This window comes from Flavobacterium sp. Sr18 (genome assembly GCF_011064265.1).
Taxonomy (GTDB): domain Bacteria; phylum Bacteroidota; class Bacteroidia; order Flavobacteriales; family Flavobacteriaceae; genus Flavobacterium; species Flavobacterium petrolei.
On record NZ_CP049329.1, the window covers coordinates 2,933,220 to 2,955,488 of the forward strand.

Below are 22,269 nucleotides of genomic sequence, written 5' to 3' on the forward strand. Positions count from 1 at the left end.
TTTATTGATTTGATTTTTGAGTTCTCAATTTTCGTAATGTTCGACCGATGAAGATGCCGCCAACAATTCCCGGTAAACTCCATGCTAAAACTGGAGGTAAAAAGGTATTATTAATCACAAGGAATGCCGTAAAAGCGGCAATATAGGCTCCGGTCATTCTACCGATATGATTTTTTAATCCATATAATTTGTCGGTAATTTTTCCGGTGTAGGCTTTGTATTCGACAGCGCATAATCGCAGACTAGTTAACCCAAATAAGAAATAGACGATTCCAAATAATTGTTTTGCTAACACATATTTAATTCCAATATAAAAGAAAATCATACTGGAAATAAGCATGAGAATAGTCAGGATTGTATCGCCTATTTTAGGTTTTTGACCCAGATGAGCCTTTTTTAAATGAATCATTCGATAGCCTGAAATAGACAAGTAAATTGTGAATACGCCTACTATAAAAAGGAATAAGTTAGGATGCACATACGAAAGGTAGAAAGCGCACAAACCAGTTGAAACCATGGCTAAAGTAAATACTTTACCAAGTTTTTTATGAATGACATCTCCTTTTTTCCGAATTAAAAGCAACGTTCCTAATAGCAATCCGGTAAAACCGGAAAGAATGTGAAGTGTTAAGATAATTTTGAAAAGCATAAATTTCAGTATTAAATTAAAAAGGTTACGTAAATGTATTAGATGTTACGTAACCTTTTTTTATTTTTTTACTGAACTGTAAATTTAAGTGCCTGAAGTGTATTTTAAGGCAACTTACTCGAAAGACTGCATGGTGACTAATTTGTTATATGTGCCATTCATTGCAATCAGTTCCTCGTGTTTTCCTTGCTCCACTATTTTTCCTTTTTGCATTACCACAATCAAATCTGCTTTTTGAATGGTAGAAAGACGGTGTGCAATTACAATTGAAGTTCGGTTTTGCATCATGTTTTCCAGTGCTACTTGAACGAATTTTTCACTTTCAGTATCCAATGCTGATGTAGCTTCATCCAGGATCATAATTGGAGGATTTTTCAAAACGGCACGGGCAATAGATAAACGTTGTTTCTGTCCACCGGAAAGTTTGTTTCCGCTGTCGCCAATATTAGTATGAATTCCTAACGGTAAGTCTTTTACAAATTCATAGGCATTGGCAATTTTCAACGCTTCGATAATTTCATCATCCGTTGCGTCTAATTTCCCAAGAGAGATATTAGCTTTAATCGTATCGTTAAACAAAATACTGTCTTGGGTAACTAATCCCATTAAATCACGAAGGGAATGTAGGTTCATATCTTTGATATCAATTCCATCGATAGCAATTGTTCCTTCATTCACATCATAAAAACGAGTCAATAAATTAGCAATGGTACTTTTCCCACTACCGGATTGTCCTACAAGAGCAACAGTTTGTCCTTTTTTAACTTGAAGTGAAAAGTCTTTTAAAACATTCTCTTCTTCGTATCTAAAATTAATATTCTTAATAGTTATACTGTCTTCAAAAGTTGATTTTTTAACCGCATTTTCGCTGTCTGTAATTTCATTTTTTACTTCTAGAACTTCAAAAACACGTTGGGCTGCTGCCAATCCATTTTTTACAGAATAAGAAGCTTTAGAAATGGATTTTGCCGGAGTTAGAATATTATAGGCAAGACCCATGTAAGCTAGGAACTTAGCTCCATCAAGTAGTGCTTTTCCATCAGGAAGTGTGTCTACAAGTACCATTTTTCCACCAAACCAAAGCAATACACAAATTGTAATAATTCCTAAGAACTCACTTAATGGCGTAGCTAAGTTGTTCTTTTTTCCGATACTATTAGATAATTTTAAAACTCTGGTAACTGAATCATTAAATTTTTCTTTAAAATTTGATTCCGCATTGTAACTCTTAACAACTTTTAGTCCAGATAACGATTCTTCCACAATTGAAATTAGATAACCATTTTCATATTGTACTCTTTCGGATTTGCTGCGCAATGACTTACCAATTTTTGATATCAATAGTCCTGATAGAGGGATGAAAATAAAGACAAACAAGGTCAATTTGAAACTGATTGCAATCATTCCAATTAGGGTGAATATAATTGTCATTGGTTCCTTTACTATCAATTCTAGGATAGAAAAAAAAGAATTTTGAACTTCATTTACATCACCCAACATTCGAGCCATAATATCTCCTTTTCTTTTTTCAGAATAGTAGGAAACAGGTAAGTTGATGATTTTGTTATACATTGAATTTCTTAAATCCTTTAATACGCCATTTTTAAGATGCATCAAATGATTGGATGCAAGGTAATTAAACAGATTTTTTAACAGGAAAGTGATGCTTACTATACCTATAACTAGCAACAATGCAAATTCAGGACCATGCTCGTCTGTTAGTTGTGTGATGTTATAGTATAAGTATTCTTTAGAGAATTTGATAATATCAAAAATAGATTCTAAAGCAGGTTTCTTGTTGATTTTTTCACTTGTGCCAAAAAGGACATCCATCATAGGGATTAATGCAATAAAAGACAAAGTACTAAATAGTGCGTAAAAAATATTGAATATCACATTCCAAACCATATGAGAACGATATGGTTTTGTGAAAGGAATAATTTTTTTGAAATTTGAGTCCATTTAAGTTGTTTTTTTTATCATCAAGACCCGATAAGTTCTCTACTTATCGGGTCTGTCTGAAAAATCAATTTTGTTTTTAATTAATTCAATTGCATTGAAGTAATAATGTTTTTTATTTTATGGTCCAAAATACTTTCTACTTCATTGAAATCTTCTACTGATTCCAATTCCGTATTCACACTGATATAGAATTTTATTTTTGGTTCCGTTCCACTTGGTCTGGCGCAAATTTTAGAGCCGTCTTCGGTGTAATAAATCAATACATTCGATTTTGGAATATCCATTTTAGATTCCTCATCAGTAAGTAAATTTTTCGCTATTGACGATTGGTAATCTTCCAGCATAATTACACGTTGTCCGTTGATTTCCTTCAATGGATTTTCTCTCATGTCAATCATCATCTGATTGATTTCCTGCAAACCATCCATTCCTTTTTTAGTCAATGAAACTAAGTGTTCTTTGTAAAAACCATTATCAACATAAAGTTTTAGTAATTCTTTGTAGACCGTGCTTCCTTTGGCTTTGGCTTGAGCCGCCAATTCGCAAATCAATAAAGTAGCTGCAACAGCATCTTTATCGCGTACGGCATCGCCTACCATATAACCAAAACTTTCTTCACCGCCACCAATGAATTCCAGCTCAGGAAAATCCTTTATCATCTTGGCAATCCATTTGAAACCAGTCAATCCCACTTTGCATTCCACGCCGTAGTTTGTTGCTAATTCCATCATCATAGGAGTAGAAACGATTGTAGAACCCACAAATTGTTTACCATTGATTTTATCCGCTTTTTTCCATTGTTCCAATAGAAATGCGGTCATCAAAATCATCGTTTGATTTCCGTTCAGCAACGTCATTTGTCCTTCGTTATTTCGAACAGCAACACCTAATCTATCGCAATCTGGGTCTGTTCCCACTACAATATCAGCATGGGTTTTATCTGCTAATGCCAACGCCATTGTCAATGCTTCCGGCTCTTCTGGGTTTGGAGATTTTACAGTTGGGAAATCACCATTTGGCACTCTTTGTTCTTCCACGATATGTACGTTCGTGTATCCCGCTTGCGCGAAAGTATCAGGAACTAAAGTAATAGAAGTTCCGTGTAAGGAAGTGAAAACAATGTTCAGATTTTCTTTGGCTTCAGCCGAAGTTCCAAAACTCGCATTCTCGATAGTTGATTTGATAAAAGCTTCATCAACTTCCGTATCTATATAATGTATCAAATCTTCATTAGCAGTGAACTTGATTTGATTGTAATTTAAATTCTCAATAACAGTGATAATTCCTTTATCTTCCGGCGGTACAATTTGTCCACCATCTTGCCAGTATACTTTATACCCGTTATATTCTGGTGGATTATGTGATGCCGTAAGAACGATTCCGCATTGACAACCCAAATGTTTTACTGCAAATGACAATTCTGGAGTAGGTCGCAATTCCGAAAATAAATACACTTCAATTCCGTTAGCCGTGAAAACATCCGCAACTAATTTAGCCAAAGTATCGCTATTATGACGACAATCGTAAGCAATAACGGCTTTCAAAGGTTGGTTAGGAAATGCAGTATGCAAGTAATCCGAAAGGCCTTGTGTGCTTTTTCCTAGCGTATATTTATTGATGCGATTGTTTCCCACGCCCATAACACCGCGCATTCCACCGGTTCCAAATTCAAGATTTTTATAAAAACTTTCTTCCAGTTCTTTCGGAGATGTAGTCATCATTTCCTTTATCGCTTCTTGTGTTGCGGTGTCAAATGTTGGCGTAAGCCATTCATTTACTGCGTCCAAAATATTTTGTTTGATTTCCATTATATATTTTTTTAGTTTCTAAATTCGTAAATGAAATTTAAATCCAATTGTTTTTTTTAGGAGCTATATCCTGCTATACGCTATATCCACGCAAAAAAAGCGTGGGATGCCGCTTTTATCAGGGCTAGGTATTGTGTAAACGAGAACTTTTTCGTTTACATAAATTTATAAAAAATTAACCTCACTGGATACTTTATAACGCTCTTCATTGTTTTTTGTTCTCAAAATTATTTCGCCAAGAAATCCGGCCAAAAATAATTGTGTTCCCAAAACCATTGTGGTAAGCGCAATATAAAACCAAGGATTATTGGTTACCAGACTATAACGCATGTCATTATACATGTGGTACAATTTTGAAATACCAATATATCCGGCAAGCGTAAAACCGATAATAAACATTAATGATCCCATGGCGCCAAATAAATGCATGGGTCTTTTTCCAAATCTTGATAAAAACCAAATAGTTATTAAATCCAGAAAACCATTAATAAAGCGTTCCATCCCAAATTTAGTTTCACCATATTTTCTGGCTTGATGTTGTACCACTTTTTCGCCAATTTTTCCAAAACCGGCATTTTTGGCCAAAACCGGAATGTACCGGTGCATTTCACCTGATACCTCAATGTTTTTCACCACAATATTTTTGTAGGCTTTCAATCCGCAATTGAAATCGTTCAATTCCACTCCCGATGTTTTTCTAGCCGCCCAATTGAATAATTTAGAAGGCAAGTTTTTTGCCACCACGGAGTCGTAGCGTTTCTTTTTCCATCCGGAAACTAAATCATATTTTCCGTTGGTAATCATGTCGTATAAACCTGGAATTTCCTCTGGGCTGTCTTGCAAGTCAGCATCCATAGTGATAATAACATCACCTTGCGCTTTGGCAAAACCAGCATGCAGTGCTTGTGATTTTCCAAAATTTTTCATGAAACGAACCCCTTTTACATGAGGGTTTTCATTCGCAAATCCTTCGATGATAGTCCATGAATTATCCGTACTTCCATCATCCAGAAAAATGATTTCGTATGAATAATTATGAGAATGCATCACTTTGATGATCCAATTGTATAGTTCATTAAGCGATTCCTCTTCATTAAGAAGCGGTATGAGTATTGATAAATTCATTAATTTTTATTCTTGTGTAGATTTACTTTTAAAGAATGCTGCCAAAATTAATCCGAAAATTGAACTAAAAACAATACTAAAAACGGATCCTTTTAATAGTTCCAATGTAGAGTAAGGATTGTTTTCTTTTAATTTTGTGATAGCTTCATTAATTGCTGATGCTGGTGTACCAAATTTTTGCATCATATTGACAGTGTATTTAATCATTAATTCACTTAAAGTCTCTTTAGCAGAAGGATCAATAAAATTGAATAAAAGAACATTAAAAAGAGTTGAAATTAAAATACCTATTAGTGTAGCGATGAAGTAAGTCGTAAAAGCATCCTTGAAAGAGAAAACATTGTTCAGCTCTTTTTTTGTTTTCGAAAGTAAAACAATTCCCAATGTAAGGTAAACCAAAATACTTAGGACTCCAATCCACCAAGAAGTAAACAAATTTAAATCAATAGCGTAAATTGTTGAAGTAATTAATGCAGAAACAATTCCAATTGTTACTCCAAAGGTTATTCCATTCTTTTTAATAATTTCATTTATCATTGTTGTTGTTTTAGAATTAATCCACAAATATAACAATTCCCAATATATTCGGAGCTAAAAATCGCTTTTTACGATTATATAAAAAAAGTGATGCAAAGATTTGTTTATTGGAAAAAAATTGTAAATTTGCAAACTCAAAATAATATTGTAAAACAAAAAGTTATAAGGAGTTTATACCTTTTCTGTTAGAAGAAAAGCTTCAAGACAAATTATAATTAACAAATAAAAAAGATTAACAAGATGAAAAAAGGAATTCACCCAGAAAATTACAGATTAGTTGCATTTAAAGACATGTCAAATGACGAAGTTTTTATCACTAAATCTACTGCAGATACAAGAGAAACATTAACAGTTGATGGTGTTGAATACCCAGTTGTAAAAATGGAGATCTCTAGAACTTCTCACCCTTTTTACACAGGTAAATCTAAACTTATCGATACTGCAGGTCGTATTGATAAATTCAAAACTAAATACGCTAAACACGTTAAATAATTTTAACTTGTTTTCAAATATAGTAAAGCCTTCCTTTTTGGGAGGCTTTTTTATTTTATTTATTTGAAAACTTTGTAACTTTGAAGTCAATATTATAAAAAGGGAAGTTTTTTGAACTAATTTTTATTCAATAACTAACTGAATCAACAAATAAACAATTTTATGAATTACATACTTTTTGACGGACCATCCAGAAATGCCTTATTGCCTTTTACTTTTACACGTCCTATTGCGGATATTCTTATTGGGATTATGACCATTCGTCAAAAATGGGAAATGCATTTGGGTTCTACTACAACTACTTTGACAGAGGAGTATTTGTCAGAAAAATATCCAATGGTAGAATTAGAAGAGAACGTAATGATTAATGCTTCTTTTCTGCCTAACGCTATTTTAGTCGAAATGGTTAGTAATTTGGAACCCAATCAGGCAATTTTTAGAGGCGATGAAGTCATCGCTTTTTATACTACCGAAGAACAAGAAGCAGTAGATTTTGATTCCTATGAAATTATTGAATATACGGATGATTGTTTAACAGTTCAAAACACTTGGGATATTTTCTCTAAAAATGATGCTGCCATTCGGGAAGATTTCGAAATCTTAACCGAAGACCGAAGATCTCAACCTATTCCAAAAAGTGTGAATGTAATTGCACCTGAAAATATATTTATTGAAGAAGGAGCAACGTTAGAGTTTGTGACTTTAAATGCTTCTACAGGTCCTATATATATAGGTAAGGATTCTGAAATTATGGAAGGATCTGTTATCAGAGGCCCTTTTGCCTTGTGCGAAAATGCACAAGTAAAAATGGCGTCTAAAATATATGGAGCGACAACAGTAGGTCCTTTTTCCAGAATTGGGGGCGAAGTCAATAATTCGGTATTGTTTGGTTATTCTAATAAAGGTCACGACGGATTTTTAGGAAATTCAGTTCTTGGCGAATGGTGTAATATTGGCGCCGACAGTAACAATTCGAATTTGAAAAACAATTACGAAGAAGTGAAATTGTGGAGTTATGAAACGGAAGGTTTTGCTAAAACGGGTCTTCAGTTTTGCGGTTTGATGATGGGTGATCACAGTAAGTGCGGTATTAATACTATGTTCAATACAGGGACAGTAGTAGGAGTGAGTGCTAATATTTTTGGCAGCGGTTTTCCTCGCAATTTTGTGCCAAGTTTTTCTTGGGGCGGCGCTTCTGGTTTTACTACTTATATTACCAAAAAAGCATTTGAAACGGCAAGACTTGTAATGAGCCGTCGAAATGTGGAATTCGATGAAAGAGAAGCTGCAATTTTGGAACATGTTTTCGAGGAAACAAAAAAGTGGAGAAAAGATTAATAACTTTTGCTATTGATATTATATTTCTTAAAGACAGGAAAATGCTCCATTCAATCGAATAGAGCATTTTTTTTTCAATTTAATAGAAGTAGAATTCTTTTTCGGAATAAGAAAAAGGATAGGGAAAATTCTTCTTTTGAGTAAAAATAGTGTTTTTTTTAATCTTTTGTTTTTAAGGTATTTAAGTATTTGGTAAGGTTTTAGATGGCCGTTAGTTAGTTTTCTTTGGCTTAATGGTATAGTTTTATAAAAATTAAATGTTGGGATTATTAATTTAAATTAAAAATATGGAAGAGATTGTCGTGATGGTAAATGAAATAGTTTGGAGTGTGCCTCTAATAATTTTGTGTTTAGGAACAGGGCTTTATTTTTCAATACGAACTCGTTTTCTTCAATTGCGTCATATCAAGGAAATGTTTCGTTTATTGTTTGATGGTAAAAGTTCAGAGTCAGGAGTTTCCTCTTTTCAAGCGTTATCAATGTCTCTGGCAGGTAGGGTTGGTACTGGAAATATTGCGGGAGTGGCTACAGCTATCACTTTTGGAGGTCCTGGTGCTTTATTTTGGATGTGGGTTGTTGCTTTTCTGGGAGCAAGTACTGCTTTTGTAGAGGCTACTCTTGCGCAGATTTATAAAGAAAAACATTTGGGACAGTTTCGAGGAGGTCCCGCTTTTTATATCGAAAAAGGTTTGGGCGTAAAGTGGTTTGCCATCTTGTTTGCCATAGTTTCCGTTATTTCAGCAGGTATTTTATTACCCGGAATTCAGTCGAATTCGGTGGCTGACGGTTTGAACAATGCTTTTAATCTTGACTCCAGAATTACCGCTGTTATAGTTGCAGCTGTCTTTGGAGCGATTATTTTTGGCGGAGTAAAACGAATCGCAAAAGTGACTGAAGTGGTAGTTCCAATCATGGCTATTGGCTATCTTTTGATTGTATTAGTTATAATAGGTATGAATATTGGAGCGTTGCCAGGCATTATTTCTTTAATTTTTAACAGTGCTTTTAGTCAGGAAGCAGGCTTTGGGGCAGTTATTGGATTAGCTATTCAATGGGGTGTAAAAAGAGGACTTTATTCTAATGAAGCGGGACAGGGAACTGCACCACATATTGCTGCTGCAGCAAATGTTTCGCATCCGGTTAAACAAGGTTTAGTTCAGTCTTTTTCAGTCTATATTGATACGCTATTGGTTTGTAGTGCAACAGGTTTTATGTTATTGATTACAGGTAAATATAATGTCGAAAACCCAGTTTTAGGTGCAAATGGCGCAACTGAATTTTTATACGAAGGAGCACAGAACGTTACTGCTGGAACAGGATTTACACAAAGTGCTATGAATAGTGTTTTTCCTGGTTTTGGCTCTTTATTTGTGGCAATTGTTTTATTCTTCTTTGCTTTTACGACTATTTTGGCTTATTACTATATTGCTGAAACTAATATTTCGTACTTGACCAGAAAAATGAATTCTCCCATTTTTAACCGAGTATTAAAAATTGTTATGATAATGGTTGTTATGTATGGCTGTGTCAATGAAGCAAAGTTAATATGGAATATTGGTGATATTGGTGTAGGGATTATGGCTTGGTGTAATATTATTGCAATTCTGCTACTGCAGAAACCAGCTTTTGCAGCATTAAAAGATTATGAAAAACAAAAAAAAGAGGGTCAAAATCCAGTTTTTCATCCAAAGAATATTGGTGTTATGAATGCGCCAATTTGGGACGAAATCAATAAAAATAGAGAAGTATAGTTCGTTTATTTCTTTTTCAAAGCTTTCAGAAATTGAATTTTTATTCTCTTTCTGGAAGCTTTTATTTTATAGTAAACAAATTACTTAATTAATCTATCTTTGCACTTTTTAAAAACAACTTGGTTTTCAACTTTTAGAATAAATGAATAACCAAATCTACAAATCAACATTACAATGATTACAGTTAACGATATTTCCATGCAATTTGGTGGGACAACACTTTTTAGCGATGTTTCTTTTGCCATAAATGAAAATGATAAAATTGCCCTTATGGGTAAAAATGGAGCAGGAAAATCAACGCTTCTTAAAATTATTGCAGGTCAAAGCAAACCTTCAACAGGGAATATTTCGGCACCAAAAGATGCTGTTGTGGCTTATTTGCCTCAGCATTTATTAACTACAGATGGTTCAACCGTAATGGAGGAAACTTCGAAAGCTTTTGGGGAAGTTTTTGCGATGAAAGCGGAAATTGATGAAATCAATGAGCAATTGACGATTCGTACTGATTATGAAAGTGATGCGTACATGAAATTAATCGAAAGAGTTTCGGATTTAAGCGAAAAATTCTATGCGATTGAAGAAGTAAATTACGAAGCCGAAGTAGAGAAAATTCTAATTGGTTTGGGATTTGTCCGCGAAGATTTTAGCCGTCAAACTACTGAATTTTCTGGTGGATGGAGAATGCGAATCGAACTTGCCAAAATCCTTTTGCAAAAACCAGACTTAATTTTGCTGGATGAGCCTACCAACCACATGGATATTGAAAGTATTCAGTGGTTAGAAGATTTCCTGATTAACTCGGCCAAAGCGGTTGTGGTAATTTCTCACGATAGGGCTTTTGTCGATAATATTACGAACCGTACTATCGAAGTTACAATGGGACGTATTTATGATTATAAAGCCAAATATTCTCATTATTTGGAACTGAGAAAAGACAGACGTGTGCACCAACAAAAAGCATACGATGAGCAGCAACGCATGATTGCTGACAACAGGACTTTTATCGACCGTTTTAAAGGAACATTTTCTAAGACGGATGCTGTTCAATCTCGTGTTAAAATGTTAGAGAAATTGGTTATTGTTCAGGTGGATGAAGTAGATACTTCGGCATTGAAATTAAAATTTCCACCCGCAGCACGTTCTGGGCAATATCCGGTAATTGTAAAGGATTTATCAAAATCATACGGAGATCATGTTGTTTTTTCGAATGCAAATATGGTGATTGAAAGAGGAGAAAAAGTAGCTTTCGTTGGTAAAAATGGGGAAGGAAAATCGACGATGATCAAAGCCATTATGAAAGAAATTGAAATCAATGGTGGTAGTTTAGAAATTGGTCATAACGCACAAATTGGTTATTTTGCCCAAAATCAAGCTTCTTTATTAGATGAAAATGCCACTATTTTTGAAACAATAGATGATATTGCCGTGGGTGATGTAAGAACTAAAATCAAAGATATTCTTGGTGCTTTCATGTTTCAGGGTGATGATGTGACCAAAAAAGTGAAAGTGCTTTCGGGTGGAGAAAAAACCCGTTTGGCAATGATTAAATTATTGTTGGAACCCGTGAATTTATTGATTCTGGATGAACCTTCGAATCACTTGGATATGAAAACCAAAGATATTATCAAAGATGCGTTGCGCGATTTTGATGGAACTTTAATCTTGGTTTCACACGATAGAGATTTCTTAGACGGATTAGCGACTAAAGTTTTTGAATTTGGAAATAAAAGAGTGGTGGAACATTTTGAAGATATTACCGGTTTCTTAGCCAACAAGAAAATGGATAGCATGAGAGAAATAGAGAAATAATATTCTTAAACTTTTTACAAATCAAAATCGGCTGTATCCTAAAATACAGCCGATTTTTTTTTTTTGTTACAGTCTAATTCCCGGAGGAAGTAACTCTTTGTAAATAGGATTTTTTTTGAAAAACACCACTATTTTTGGAAGAATAGGAACCACTTTGAATTTTCTTTCAATAGCAATCTCCATAATATTTTTCAAGAAATTTGAAATAAATTCTTCATCTTCAAAAGATTCAGGAACATTTATTTTTGTTAAAAATATTTTCTTCTCCTGAAAAGAATATTCAACAGAAACTAATCCCTGATCTACTATAGTTTCAAATTGTCTAGAAAAAGTGTTGTCTTTGATTTCCATAGTGCTTGCTGCATCCATAATAATTAACTCTGATTCATTGGTACCTCTACCAAAAGTATTTTTGATTTGGTATTGATCTTGATGTCAAATGCATCAAAATTTGTAATTCCCATGGCATCTCTTGCCTTCAAAACTTGGTTGTTAACTTCTATTTCGCCTTCAATCAAAAATAAATAAACACCATTTTTAGGAATTCGTACTTTGTAAGTAGCGCTGGTATTGCTGTCGAATATTCCTAAATGGAAAAAGGTTTTCTGGTAAACCCAAAGTGCATTGCCATCATTTTGATCGTTTGGCGAAACAATATTTACAAAGGTATTGATTTGATTTTCAATATCAAACGATTTCTGGTCGTATCTTGGTGTGACGTTTTCTGTGTCAGGAAAAACCCATAGTTGTAGTGTTTTTGCCTCTTCTTTCTGACTCGCATTCATTTCAGAATGTTCTACTCCGGATCCGGCACTCATTACTTGGACTTCACCAAAACCAATTACGCCTTCATTTCCCATACTGTCCTGGTGTTTTAAACCGCCTTCGAGCGGAATCGTAATGATTTCCATATTGGCATGTCCATGAGTGCCAAAGCCTGATCCACCTGCAATGGTATCGTCATTTAAAACGCGTAACATTCCAAATTGCAAACGCTCCGGATTGAAATAATTCCCGAAAGAAAAAGAGAAATTGGCATTAAGCCATCCAAAATCGGCCTTGCCTCTTGTATTTGATTGAAATAGTTGTGTAGTCATAAATTATTGATAATATAAGATGGTTAGTTGGACGAATTCCAATAAAAAAATTAATTTTATACAAAATTCGCCATAAAAATTCCGAATTTTGTTATAAAATCGTTAAAACAATTATGAGTAAAATTCCAGTTTATCTAATGCCAGGTTTGGCGTCAAGTGCTGCCATTTTTGAGCGAATTGTACTTCCTGAAGACACGTTCGAAATCCATTTATTAGAATGGGAGATTCCGCTAGATCACGAATCTTTGACGGATTATGCCAAGAGAATTAGTGCAAAAGTAATCCATAAGAATCCGGTTTTGATTGGTGTTTCTTTTGGAGGGATTTTAGTTCAGGAAATGGCGAAATATGTAGAGGCGCGCAAAGTCATTATTATTTCGAGTGTGAGATGCAATTCTGAATTTCCACGAAGATTGAAAATCGCTAAAACCACTAAAGCTTATAAACTGATTCCGATGAGTTTATTTGCAAATATCGAAAGTCTGGCTAAATTTTCTTTTGGAGAAAAAGTAAATCAGCGCCTTAAGTTATATGAAAAATTTCTTTCTGTTCGGGATATTCGGTATTTGAACTGGGCTGTGGAACAAGTGATTTTATGGGATAGAACGGTTAGTGATGAAAATGTAATTCATATTCATGGTGATGCTGATGATGTTTTTCCAATAAAATATATCAAGAATTGTATTACCGTAAAAGGCGGAACGCATATTATGATTTTGAATAAATACAAGTGGTTGAATGAAAATTTGCCTTCTATTATATTGGGGGTAAAAAAACAATCAAAGACGCTTTTGTAACGAAACAAAAGCGATAAAAAAGGAAAAGATGAAACCTATTAATAAAATAATATTACTCGTAACCGTAATTTTTGCAAGTGGAATATTCATTTTTGCAACAACAAATGACGCAAAAGGGAAAGATATAAAAGCAGAAATTAGCTATAGTTTTCCTGTAAAACTTGATTTTGCTGGCGAAGAAACTCCGTTGAAAATAGCTGATGTCAAGGAACGGTTTGATAGGGAATTATTGGTAAATGTGAATTTGCACGCCTCCACCATTTTGGCTATAAAAAGAGCGAATCGTGCTTTTCCGGTGATTGAACCTATTTTAAAAAAGAATGGTATTCCGGATGATTTTAAATATCTGGCTGTTATAGAAAGCGGATTGGTGAATGTAGTTTCGCCAGCAGGAGCAAGAGGAATATGGCAATTTATGCCGGAAACAGCTAAGGAACGAGGAATGGAAGTGACTGAAAATGTGGATCAGCGCTATGATCTTGAAAAATCTACGGAAGCAGCCTGCAGTTATTTTTTGAGTGCCAAAGGAAAATTTGGAAGCTGGACTTTAGCGGCAGCATCCTACAACGGAGGAATGACAGGTGTGAATAAGCAAATTGGAATTCAGAAAGTATCTAATTACTATGATTTATTACTTACTGAAGAAACGTCTCGCTATGTTTTCAGAATTTTAGCTTTAAAAGAGATTATGGAAAATCCCGTAAAATATGGATTTACGATTGCTCCAGAAGAGTTATATGGAATCTTACCAACCAAGAAAATTGAAATTGACAGCTCGATTACGGATTTAGCTGATTTTGCAAAAGGGCAGGGAATTAATTATAAAATTTTGAAGATCCATAATCCTTGGCTGAGGGAAACTAAATTGCTGAATGATACTGGTAAAAAATACCAAATCGAAATTCCATTGAAGGGCTATTAATCGTTGTTGTTGACTATGGCGGAATTGGAAGTTATTTTATTTAAATAAGGATTGATCATTTGGTCAAAAAGATCATAACTAATGGTCAAAGCTGTGTCAAATGAAATTTTTGGTTTGTAATGGTTTTTAATACGGTTGATGTTAACTACCTTTTTGTCTTCATCAATAAAAAATACAGTAGGAATTCCTAACGTGTGTTTTAATGTTGCGATGATTCGGAAATCATTAGCGTAGGACTCGTTAGCATAGCATATTTTGATTGCGTTGCTAAACTGAGTGGCTATTTTTTTTAGATTCTGTTTTTTATCCCAAAAAAGAATGATAATTTGTAAGTTCTCAGGATATTTTTTTGCCAATTCATTTAATGCTGGAGCATCTCCTTTATTTAAGATGCACCATGAAGTATAAGTTACTAATAAAATAGGCTTGTTGATGTTGTTTAAGATTACGTCTTTAGAATTGTACCCCTTAACCGTAAAATCATCAAATCGAGTGCCTATAAGCTTGTATTGTACGAGTGAGTCAAATAATCGTTTGCCTTCATTAAAATCTTTGTTTTCAAAAGCGCGGTTACTTGCAGCATTATAAGAATTGATATTTAATCGTAAGGCATCAGAAAAATAGGCAATACTATCTTGGGAGTAGTTACTTAAAAAAGAAAGTAAAAAGGATAGTAAGAGTATTTTTCTCGCCATTTTTTTTTTTTTTTTGAAAACTAAATTTAAGAAAAAAAAATGCTTCTAAATAATATAATAGGTAAACCACTTAAATATCCGTTAATTAGCATTTTAGGAATAAAAAAAACCATTTGAGGATACAAATGGTTTTTTAAGTTGTTGGAGCTATTCTTGGAGGAAACTATATTTTCTTCATTTGTTCTTTCATCATCACAATCTGATCTTTCAACATATTCTGTTTGTCTAATTTTTTAGCTTCGTTCAATAGGGAAGTGGCTTCAAGTTTACGACGACGTGTCATGGCAACTCCAGCTAAGTTTAATTTGGCTACAGCCAAATCCATATCCATTGATAATCCAAGTTCAATCGCTTTCTTGAAATATTTCTCTGCTTGATTGATATTGGTTTGCGAAAGCATGATTCCGTGAAGGTAATTAAAGTATCCTTGTTGTTTCTGTACCAAAGCCGTCTCTGGATTTTTGATGTAAGCCAACCATTTTTTAGCTCCTTCAAAATCTTGTTTTCTAAGTTTTAAGAAGGCCAACAAGATGAATTCATTTTTGAAGTAAAGGAAAATAGGAATTGCGCTCAATATTAGAAGGAAGATTCCGTTACCGATATTACTTTCTGTAAATTGCCAAATGCCAGTAGCGATAATAAGTCCGGCGATAATAAGTTTAATATTTCTGTGAAACATAGTGGGTTTATTTTAAGATCACAAATATAGTAAAATGAATTGAAAATATTTTTACAAAACTACTTGTGAGAAAAAAAAGTCTTTGTATATTTGCACTCGGTTTTAGAATAACAGTTATTCGAAAATAGGAAGACATATAAATAAGATTTTAAAGATACAAAGCAATGAGCAAAAGAACGTTTCAACCATCGAAAAGAAAAAGAAGAAATAAGCACGGATTTATGGACAGAATGGCTTCTGCGAATGGAAGAAAAGTTCTTGCTAGAAGAAGAGCTAAAGGAAGACATAAATTGACTGTTTCTTGCGAACCAAGACACAAAAAATAATGTTTGTATAAACATAAATAAGGCGTTACTTTTTTTAGTATCGCCTTTTTTTATACCTATTCGTTAAAAAAAGTTAAAGATTTACAGGTAAAAGGTTTGAGTTCAGTAACTTTAATCTTTTGATAATATCAACTACACAACACAATACTACTATACAATGCCAAAAGATACATCTATAAAATCAGTTTTAATAATAGGTTCAGGTCCTATTGTTATTGGTCAAGCGTGCGAATTTGATTATGCAGGATCACAATCTGCCCGTTCTATTCGTGAAGAAGGAATCGAAGTTATCCTGATAAACTCGAATCCAGCAACAATTATGACCGATCCTTCAATGGCCGATCATATTTATTTAAAACCACTGACGACTAAATCTATCATTGAAATCCTAAAAGCACATCCTCAAATTGATGCTGTTTTGCCGACAATGGGAGGACAAACCGCTTTGAACTTGTGTCTGGAAGCCGATGAAAAAGGGATTTGGGCAGATTTTGGAGTGAAATTAATCGGGGTTGATGTAAACGCGATTAATATTACCGAAGACAGAGAGCAGTTCAAACAACTTTTGAAAAAAATTGGAGTTCCATCTGCTCCTGCTGAAATATGTACTTCTTATCTTAGAGGAAAAGAAATTGCTCAGGAATTTGGTTTCCCATTAGTAATCCGTCCTTCATTTACTTTAGGTGGAACCGGAGCAGCAATTGTTTATAAAAAAGAAGATTTTGATGAACTTTTAACCAGAGGTTTAGAAGCATCACCAATTCACGAAGTTTTAATTGATAAGGCTTTAATGGGTTGGAAAGAATATGAATTGGAACTTTTGAGAGATAAAAACGACAATGTGGTTATTATCTGTTCTATCGAAAATATGGATCCAATGGGAATTCACACCGGAGATTCCATCACAGTTGCGCCAGCAATGACTTTGTCTGACACGACTTTTCAAAAAATGCGTGATTATGCGATTTTGATGATGAGAAGCATCGGAAACTTTGCCGGAGGTTGTAACGTGCAGTTTGCCGTTTCGCCGGACGATAAAGAAGACATTGTAGCGATTGAAATCAATCCTCGTGTATCTCGTTCATCTGCTTTGGCATCAAAAGCAACGGGGTATCCTATTGCAAAAATTGCTTCCAAACTGGCTTTGGGCTACAACTTAGATGAATTGCAAAATCAAATTACCAAATCAACTTCGGCTTTGTTCGAACCAACTTTGGATTATGTGATTGTGAAAATTCCACGTTGGAACTTTGATAAATTTGAAGGTGCTGACAGAACTTTGGGACTTCAAATGAAATCCGTTGGTGAAGTAATGGGAATTGGACGTTCGTTCCAAGAAGCTTTGCACAAAGCAACTCAATCATTGGAAATCAAAAGAAATGGTTTAGGAGCTGACGGAAAAGGATACACGAACTACGAACAAATTATCGAGAAACTGACTTTTGCGAGTTGGGATCGTGTTTTTGTGATTTATGATGCTATCGCGATGGGAATTCCGTTGAGCCGCATTCATGAAATCACTAAAATCGATATGTGGTTCTTGAAACAATACGAGGAACTGTATACGTTAGAAAAAGAAATTTCTAACTATAAAGTAGAATCTTTGCCAAGAGAATTGTTATTAGAAGCGAAACAAAAAGGTTTTGCCGATAGACAAATCGCGCACATGATGGGTTGTCTGGAAAGTCAAGTACATACGTTGCGTACAGAAATGAATATCAATCGTGTATTCAAATTAGTGGATACTTGTGCTGCGGAGTTCAAAGCAAAAACGCCTTATTACTACTCGACTTTTGAAGCCGAAATAGAAAAAGCGGACGGAACCCGTTACGTTGATAACGAAAGTGTTGTTTCGGATAAAAAGAAAATAATCGTTCTTGGTTCAGGCCCAAATAGAATTGGACAAGGAATCGAATTTGATTATTCTTGTGTTCACGGGGTGCTTGCCGCCAAAGAATGTGGGTATGAAACCATCATGATCAACTGTAATCCAGAAACGGTTTCGACTGATTTTGATACAGCGGATAAATTGTATTTCGAACCAGTTTTCTGGGAACATATTTACGATATTATCCAACACGAGAAACCAGAAGGTGTAATCGTGCAATTGGGTGGACAAACGGCGCTGAAATTAGCGGAGAAATTATCTAAATACGGTATTAAAATTATAGGAACGAGCTTTGACGCTTTGGATTTAGCCGAAGACAGAGGACGTTTCTCTGAATTGTTAACCGACTTGAAAATTCCTTTCCCACAATTTGGAATTGCAGAAACGGCGGATGAAGCTTCGGCATTAGCGGATGTTTTGGATTTTCCATTATTGATTCGTCCATCTTATGTGTTGGGTGGTCAGGGAATGAAAATTGTAATCAACAAGCAAGAACTAGAAGAGCATGTTGTGAATTTATTGAAAACGATTCCAGGAAATAAATTGCTTTTAGACCATTATTTAGATGGTGCGATCGAAGCCGAAGCCGATGCAATTTGCGATGGCGAAAATGTGTACATCATAGGAATTATGGAGCACATCGAACCTTGCGGAGTACACTCTGGAGACAGTAACGCAACTTTGCCACCGTTTAACTTAGGCGAATTTGTGATGCAACAAATAAAAGACCATACCAAAAATATTGCGTTGGCTTTAAGAACTGTTGGTTTAATCAATATTCAGTTTGCGATAAAAGATGATATCGTTTACATTATTGAAGCGAATCCTAGAGCATCTCGTACGGTTCCATTTATTGCAAAAGCATACGGAGAACCTTATGTAAATTATGCGACTAAAGTAATGTTAGGTCACAATAAAGTAACCGACTTCACTTTCAACCCGCAGTTGAAAGGATATGCCATCAAGCAACCCGTTTTCTCTTTCAGCAAGTTCCATAATGTGAACAAAGCATTAGGACCAGAAATGAAATCAACAGGAGAAAGCATCTTGTTTATTGATGACTTGAAAGACGATCAATTCTATGAATTGTACTCCAGAAGGAAAATGTATTTGAGTAAATAAAACTTGAATTTGTTATATGTAAAAAGCCCCGATTGGGGCTTTTTTTGTGGGATTATGTTTTGTATTAGTGGCTTATTGTTGCGAGCGCAGTTTGCAAAACTGCGCCAACGATTGAGTTATATTAGCGCTATCTTGTGTGTTTAAATCTTTTGTTTAACTATTTTTTATAGTTACGAAAGGTGATAATTTAAAATTTTAGGTATAATTTATTTTATCTTTTTATTCCCATGTTTTTTTGTTAGAAGTAAATGTGATTTTATCATCAAAACCTATATTGTAGTATACAATAAATATTGAGTCATTTAATTTTTCATAGTACGGACCTTCACCCATTTCTGTATCAACTTGAAAATCTGATATAGAATTTGGTAATGTATGATTAATTTTTTCAAATTTATAGATTTGTCTTACCATCTTATTTCCTTTTTCCTCGTAACTACTAAGTTCCTCATGTCTTAAAAAAAGAAAAACAATAACTATAATTGTCAAAATAATTAAAATAGAAATTGTTATTTTTCGCATAGTGTTGAATTGACCGTGTTACTACAATTGTGCTATAAGTTAAAATTGGCATTAGATACAAATGAGCGCCATTGTGATTCAAAGAAAGAGATATTTGCCCAGCGTAGGCTTTTTTTGTTTAGATATTAAAAATGGCGAATAGCCATAAGTGCTTTTTTTAATGGCATAATTTTATTTAATTTTGGTTTTTAACGTCAGTCTGTGAAAAAACCTCCGTTGTATTTATGATCAAATATAACAAAATACTAGTATAAAAAGAAGGTTTTTCGTATATTTAAGAATGCAACACATCACCGGAATTTCCCGTCAACAAATGCGTTTTTCAAGTTTAGAAGACACTATAAGTCCCGATAATCAGGTGCGATTTATAGATGCCTTTGTCGAATATATTGACCTCTCTAAACTCGATTTTGCTGTAAAAACGCTCAAGACCGAAGGTCGCCCAAGTTTCAATAGTAAAGTATTTCTAAAGATGTATTTATACGGTTATCTCAACGGAATCAGAAGTTGCCGTGATCTAGAAAAGGAATGTTTGAGAAACATCGAAATGCAATGGCTTTTAGAGGATATTCGTCCCAATTACCACAGCATCTCAGATTTTAGAAAAGACAATCCTATTGCTTTGAAAAAATTATTCAAACTATTTGTTTCGTTCTTGAAAGATGCTGACTTAATAGGCGGTGAAACCATAGCTATTGATGGCACCAAAAGCCGAGCGCACAATAGTAAGAAAGCCAATTTCAACCAAAAGAAAATCGACAAACACTTAGCTTATATTGAAGCTAAGACCCAAGAATACTTGGATACCTTGGAAGAAAATGACGGCAAAGATAATCCAGCTATAATCCAAAATATCCAACAAAAGTTAGACCGATTGAAAGGGAACAAATTGCGTTATGATCTACTGGAAGAAAAACTAAAAGCAAGTGGCGAGCCTCAAATAAGCACAACTGACAGTGATTCCAGAGCCTTGCTGGTTCAGGGACAAGTGATTGAGATTTCGTTCAATATTCAGGCTGCAGTCGATGCCAAACACAATCTGGTGGTAGCCACGCACACCATCAATAAGAATGATCGCAGTGCTTTGTCAGCTATTGCCATAGAAGCCAAAGAGAATCTAGGTATAGAAACCTATACCGCATTGGTCGATAAAGGTTACCATAATGGCAAACAAATAGAAATCTGCAAACAAGCCAACATAACTACCATTGTAGCACAGCCTGAACAAGGAAAAAGTAACGAAAACGGTACGACCAAGGCTTATTTGGTAGCCCAATTTCAATACGATCACGACACTTATACTTGCCCACAAGGCGAAACACTAAAAACTACAGGCAGTTGGCATAAGAAAACTACAGATAAAGACAGCTATAATTTTAAAAAATACCGAACCCCAAAATGCAAAGAATGTCCCGTAAAACATTTATGTACAAGTAGAGCAGCAGGCAGAGAAATCGACCGAAGCCAATATGCCGATGCCGTAGAAGAAAACAACAAGCGCTACCATGAGAACCCACAGCTCTACCGTAAACGACAGGAAATCAATGAACATATTTTTGGCACCATCAAACGACAATGGGGCTATAACCATACCAACTTAAAGGGATTAGAAAAAGTAAACGGAGAACATAGCTTGATTATGCTGGTGTATAACATCAAACGCAGTGTCAATATCCTAGGCGTTCCCGATTTGATTACTAAACTCAAAAAATGGAACTCACCCTACAAGGTAAAAGTCTTGTTTTTGCTAAAAACGAGTTATTTAAAGCTGAATTTAGAGTTCTTTTTTTCCAGTTTAAAATTAGCAGCCTAAAAAAGACCTTTCTTAAAAGGCTTTCTTTTGGATTGTAGAAAAGGAAAAATTGAAGATTTTAACGCAAAAAAGAGGTTTTTTCACAGCCTGACGTTCCCGCGCTACAAGCGGTTTGGGACTAAATTAGCGTTATTCTTCGGATTTGCCAAATCTTCCAAATACAAGACCATTTTTAAATTAAGCCAATTGCCCAAATCGTTTGTAGCGTGTTTTACCAGCTGTTTTTTTTATTCTATTATTGGACAATTAATTTCATAAGGTTCTTTTGGGAAACCATATAAAATCATCTTTTGTCTGTCAACATATTTTATCGGAATTAGTTTATCAAGAGAATTGTCTATATAAAGTGAAACAAATAGCGTTTCATTTAGTTTTTCAAGTACAATTCTACTTCCTTCTTTATTCAAACGTTTGTTTATTTCTTGTATAACTGGCGAGTCCAAAACTTCATTGAACCTAAGATTCTTTTTTTCTCCATTCCAATTAAACACAAACTTTAAATTCTGAATTTCACTTTCTGTTAATTCAGTTTCTGTTGCGTTTAGTTTTTCGTAATCATTTTCGAATATACAATCTTCAGTTATAGACTTTTCATCGCTTAAAACTTTGTAAATTTTTCCATTTCTGAAAAATCTAATTCGATTTTGATTTATAAATTTATGCTCTGTTTCGCTTAGCTTTTCATTTCTGTTTCCGTTTTTTATTAGACAGATTTCGTCAATTTTTTCAACGACAAAATAATCAATGATATCTCCATCAATCTGAATAATCTCAGAGTTTCCATAATGATCTGCAGTTTTAATAAAAAGCCAATTTTCTTTCATATGCGATTCTGTAAAATAGCTGGTAACTAGTATATAGGTCTGACAAAATCAGACTTATCTCCCTAATATTGGGTGGCTTTGTCTGATAAACGTCAGAATTTATTTATTTTCAA

Annotated in this window: 20 protein-coding genes; 9 read left to right on the plus strand and 11 right to left on the minus strand. The window is 34.4% G+C overall.

Features of this window, described 5'->3' with window-relative positions; all coding sequences use genetic code 11:
* Position 1 precedes the first annotated feature (1 nt).
* The 5 genes from G7A72_RS13030 to G7A72_RS13050 form a co-directional block, all read right to left on the minus strand.
* A complete protein-coding gene (locus tag G7A72_RS13030) occupies positions 2-649 on the minus strand; it encodes a hypothetical protein (protein WP_113666344.1) in 648 nt (215 codons plus the stop codon).
* A gap of 114 nt (positions 650-763) precedes the next feature.
* Positions 764-2,611, minus strand: a complete 1,848-nt coding sequence (locus tag G7A72_RS13035; protein ID WP_165152772.1) for an ABC transporter ATP-binding protein — start codon at positions 2,609-2,611, stop codon at positions 764-766.
* Positions 2,612-2,691: 80 nt separating this feature from the next.
* Complete coding sequence (locus G7A72_RS13040) at positions 2,692-4,419, minus strand: phospho-sugar mutase (protein ID WP_165152773.1); 1,728 nt, start codon at positions 4,417-4,419, stop codon at positions 2,692-2,694.
* A gap of 165 nt (positions 4,420-4,584) precedes the next feature.
* Positions 4,585-5,544 carry a glycosyltransferase family 2 protein gene (locus tag G7A72_RS13045; protein ID WP_113666341.1) on the minus strand — a complete coding sequence of 320 codons (960 nt, stop codon included), beginning with the start codon at positions 5,542-5,544 and terminating at the stop codon, positions 4,585-4,587.
* Between the two features lie 6 nt (positions 5,545-5,550).
* The gene (locus tag G7A72_RS13050; RefSeq protein ID WP_165152774.1) at positions 5,551-6,081 is read right to left on the minus strand and encodes a DUF4199 domain-containing protein; all 531 of its coding nucleotides are present in this window, start codon (positions 6,079-6,081) and stop codon (positions 5,551-5,553) included.
* Positions 6,082-6,321: 240 nt separating this feature from the next.
* On the opposite strand from G7A72_RS13050, the gene G7A72_RS13055 reads away from it, so the two are divergent.
* The 4 genes from G7A72_RS13055 to G7A72_RS13070 all read left to right on the plus strand — a co-directional run bounded on the left by G7A72_RS13055 (position 6,322) and on the right by G7A72_RS13070 (position 11,471).
* Positions 6,322-6,573, plus strand: coding sequence for a type B 50S ribosomal protein L31 (locus tag G7A72_RS13055; protein WP_039109118.1), 252 nt, complete (start codon positions 6,322-6,324; stop codon positions 6,571-6,573).
* A gap of 162 nt (positions 6,574-6,735) precedes the next feature.
* On the plus strand, positions 6,736-7,911 hold the full coding sequence (locus tag G7A72_RS13060) for a GlmU family protein (RefSeq protein WP_113666340.1): 1,176 nt from the start codon (positions 6,736-6,738) through the stop codon (positions 7,909-7,911).
* A 287-nt stretch (positions 7,912-8,198) separates the two neighbouring features.
* On the plus strand, positions 8,199-9,662 hold the full coding sequence (locus G7A72_RS13065; RefSeq protein WP_165152775.1) for a sodium:alanine symporter family protein: 1,464 nt from the start codon (positions 8,199-8,201) through the stop codon (positions 9,660-9,662).
* Between the two features lie 174 nt (positions 9,663-9,836).
* On the plus strand, positions 9,837-11,471 hold the full coding sequence (locus tag G7A72_RS13070) for an ABC-F family ATP-binding cassette domain-containing protein (protein WP_165152776.1): 1,635 nt from the start codon (positions 9,837-9,839) through the stop codon (positions 11,469-11,471).
* 66 nt (positions 11,472-11,537) lie between these two features.
* Here the strand turns inward: G7A72_RS13070 and G7A72_RS13075 are convergent, their stop codons facing one another.
* Together G7A72_RS13075 and G7A72_RS13080 are read right to left on the minus strand one after the other, a co-directional pair.
* Positions 11,538-11,822 carry a GNAT family N-acetyltransferase gene (locus tag G7A72_RS13075; protein ID WP_113666498.1) on the minus strand — a complete coding sequence of 95 codons (285 nt, stop codon included), beginning with the start codon at positions 11,820-11,822 and terminating at the stop codon, positions 11,538-11,540.
* A 23-nt stretch (positions 11,823-11,845) separates the two neighbouring features.
* Complete coding sequence (locus G7A72_RS13080; RefSeq protein ID WP_165152777.1) at positions 11,846-12,568, minus strand: pirin family protein; 723 nt, start codon at positions 12,566-12,568, stop codon at positions 11,846-11,848.
* 113 nt (positions 12,569-12,681) lie between these two features.
* On the opposite strand from G7A72_RS13080, the gene G7A72_RS13085 reads away from it, so the two are divergent.
* The gene (locus G7A72_RS13085; protein ID WP_113666336.1) at positions 12,682-13,365 is read left to right on the plus strand and encodes an alpha/beta hydrolase; all 684 of its coding nucleotides are present in this window, start codon (positions 12,682-12,684) and stop codon (positions 13,363-13,365) included.
* Between the two features lie 28 nt (positions 13,366-13,393).
* Positions 13,394-14,287 (plus strand): lytic transglycosylase domain-containing protein, encoded by an 894-nt coding sequence (locus tag G7A72_RS13090; RefSeq protein WP_165152778.1) that lies wholly within the window; start codon positions 13,394-13,396, stop codon positions 14,285-14,287.
* Here G7A72_RS13090 and G7A72_RS13095 read toward each other — a convergent pair.
* Together G7A72_RS13095 and G7A72_RS13100 are read right to left on the minus strand one after the other, a co-directional pair.
* Positions 14,284-14,982 carry a thioredoxin family protein gene (locus tag G7A72_RS13095; RefSeq protein WP_165152779.1) on the minus strand — a complete coding sequence of 233 codons (699 nt, stop codon included), beginning with the start codon at positions 14,980-14,982 and terminating at the stop codon, positions 14,284-14,286. The genes G7A72_RS13090 and G7A72_RS13095 overlap by 4 nt on opposite strands.
* A 163-nt stretch (positions 14,983-15,145) precedes the next feature.
* Positions 15,146-15,661, minus strand: coding sequence for a DUF2892 domain-containing protein (locus G7A72_RS13100; RefSeq protein WP_113666333.1), 516 nt, complete (start codon positions 15,659-15,661; stop codon positions 15,146-15,148).
* 164 nt (positions 15,662-15,825) lie between these two features.
* Here G7A72_RS13100 and rpmH point away from each other — a divergent pair, with 164 nt between their 5' ends.
* Both rpmH and carB read left to right on the plus strand, forming a co-directional pair.
* On the plus strand, positions 15,826-15,987 hold the full coding sequence (gene rpmH, locus G7A72_RS13105; RefSeq protein WP_007136275.1) for a 50S ribosomal protein L34: 162 nt from the start codon (positions 15,826-15,828) through the stop codon (positions 15,985-15,987).
* Between the two features lie 157 nt (positions 15,988-16,144).
* Positions 16,145-18,997, plus strand: coding sequence for a carbamoyl-phosphate synthase large subunit (gene carB, locus G7A72_RS13110; RefSeq protein WP_165152780.1), 2,853 nt, complete (start codon positions 16,145-16,147; stop codon positions 18,995-18,997).
* A gap of 219 nt (positions 18,998-19,216) precedes the next feature.
* Here the strand turns inward: carB and G7A72_RS13115 are convergent, their stop codons facing one another.
* Positions 19,217-19,519 carry a hypothetical protein gene (locus G7A72_RS13115; RefSeq protein ID WP_165152781.1) on the minus strand — a complete coding sequence of 101 codons (303 nt, stop codon included), beginning with the start codon at positions 19,517-19,519 and terminating at the stop codon, positions 19,217-19,219.
* Positions 19,520-19,799: 280 nt separating this feature from the next.
* Here G7A72_RS13115 and G7A72_RS13120 point away from each other — a divergent pair, with 280 nt between their 5' ends.
* Entirely contained in the window at positions 19,800-21,332 is a 1,533-nt protein-coding gene (locus G7A72_RS13120; protein ID WP_241258513.1) for an IS1182 family transposase, read from the plus strand.
* Positions 21,333-21,559: 227 nt separating this feature from the next.
* Here the strand turns inward: G7A72_RS13120 and G7A72_RS13125 are convergent, their stop codons facing one another.
* Complete coding sequence (locus G7A72_RS13125; RefSeq protein WP_113638009.1) at positions 21,560-22,156, minus strand: hypothetical protein; 597 nt, start codon at positions 22,154-22,156, stop codon at positions 21,560-21,562.
* Positions 22,157-22,269: the final 113 nt, after the last annotated feature.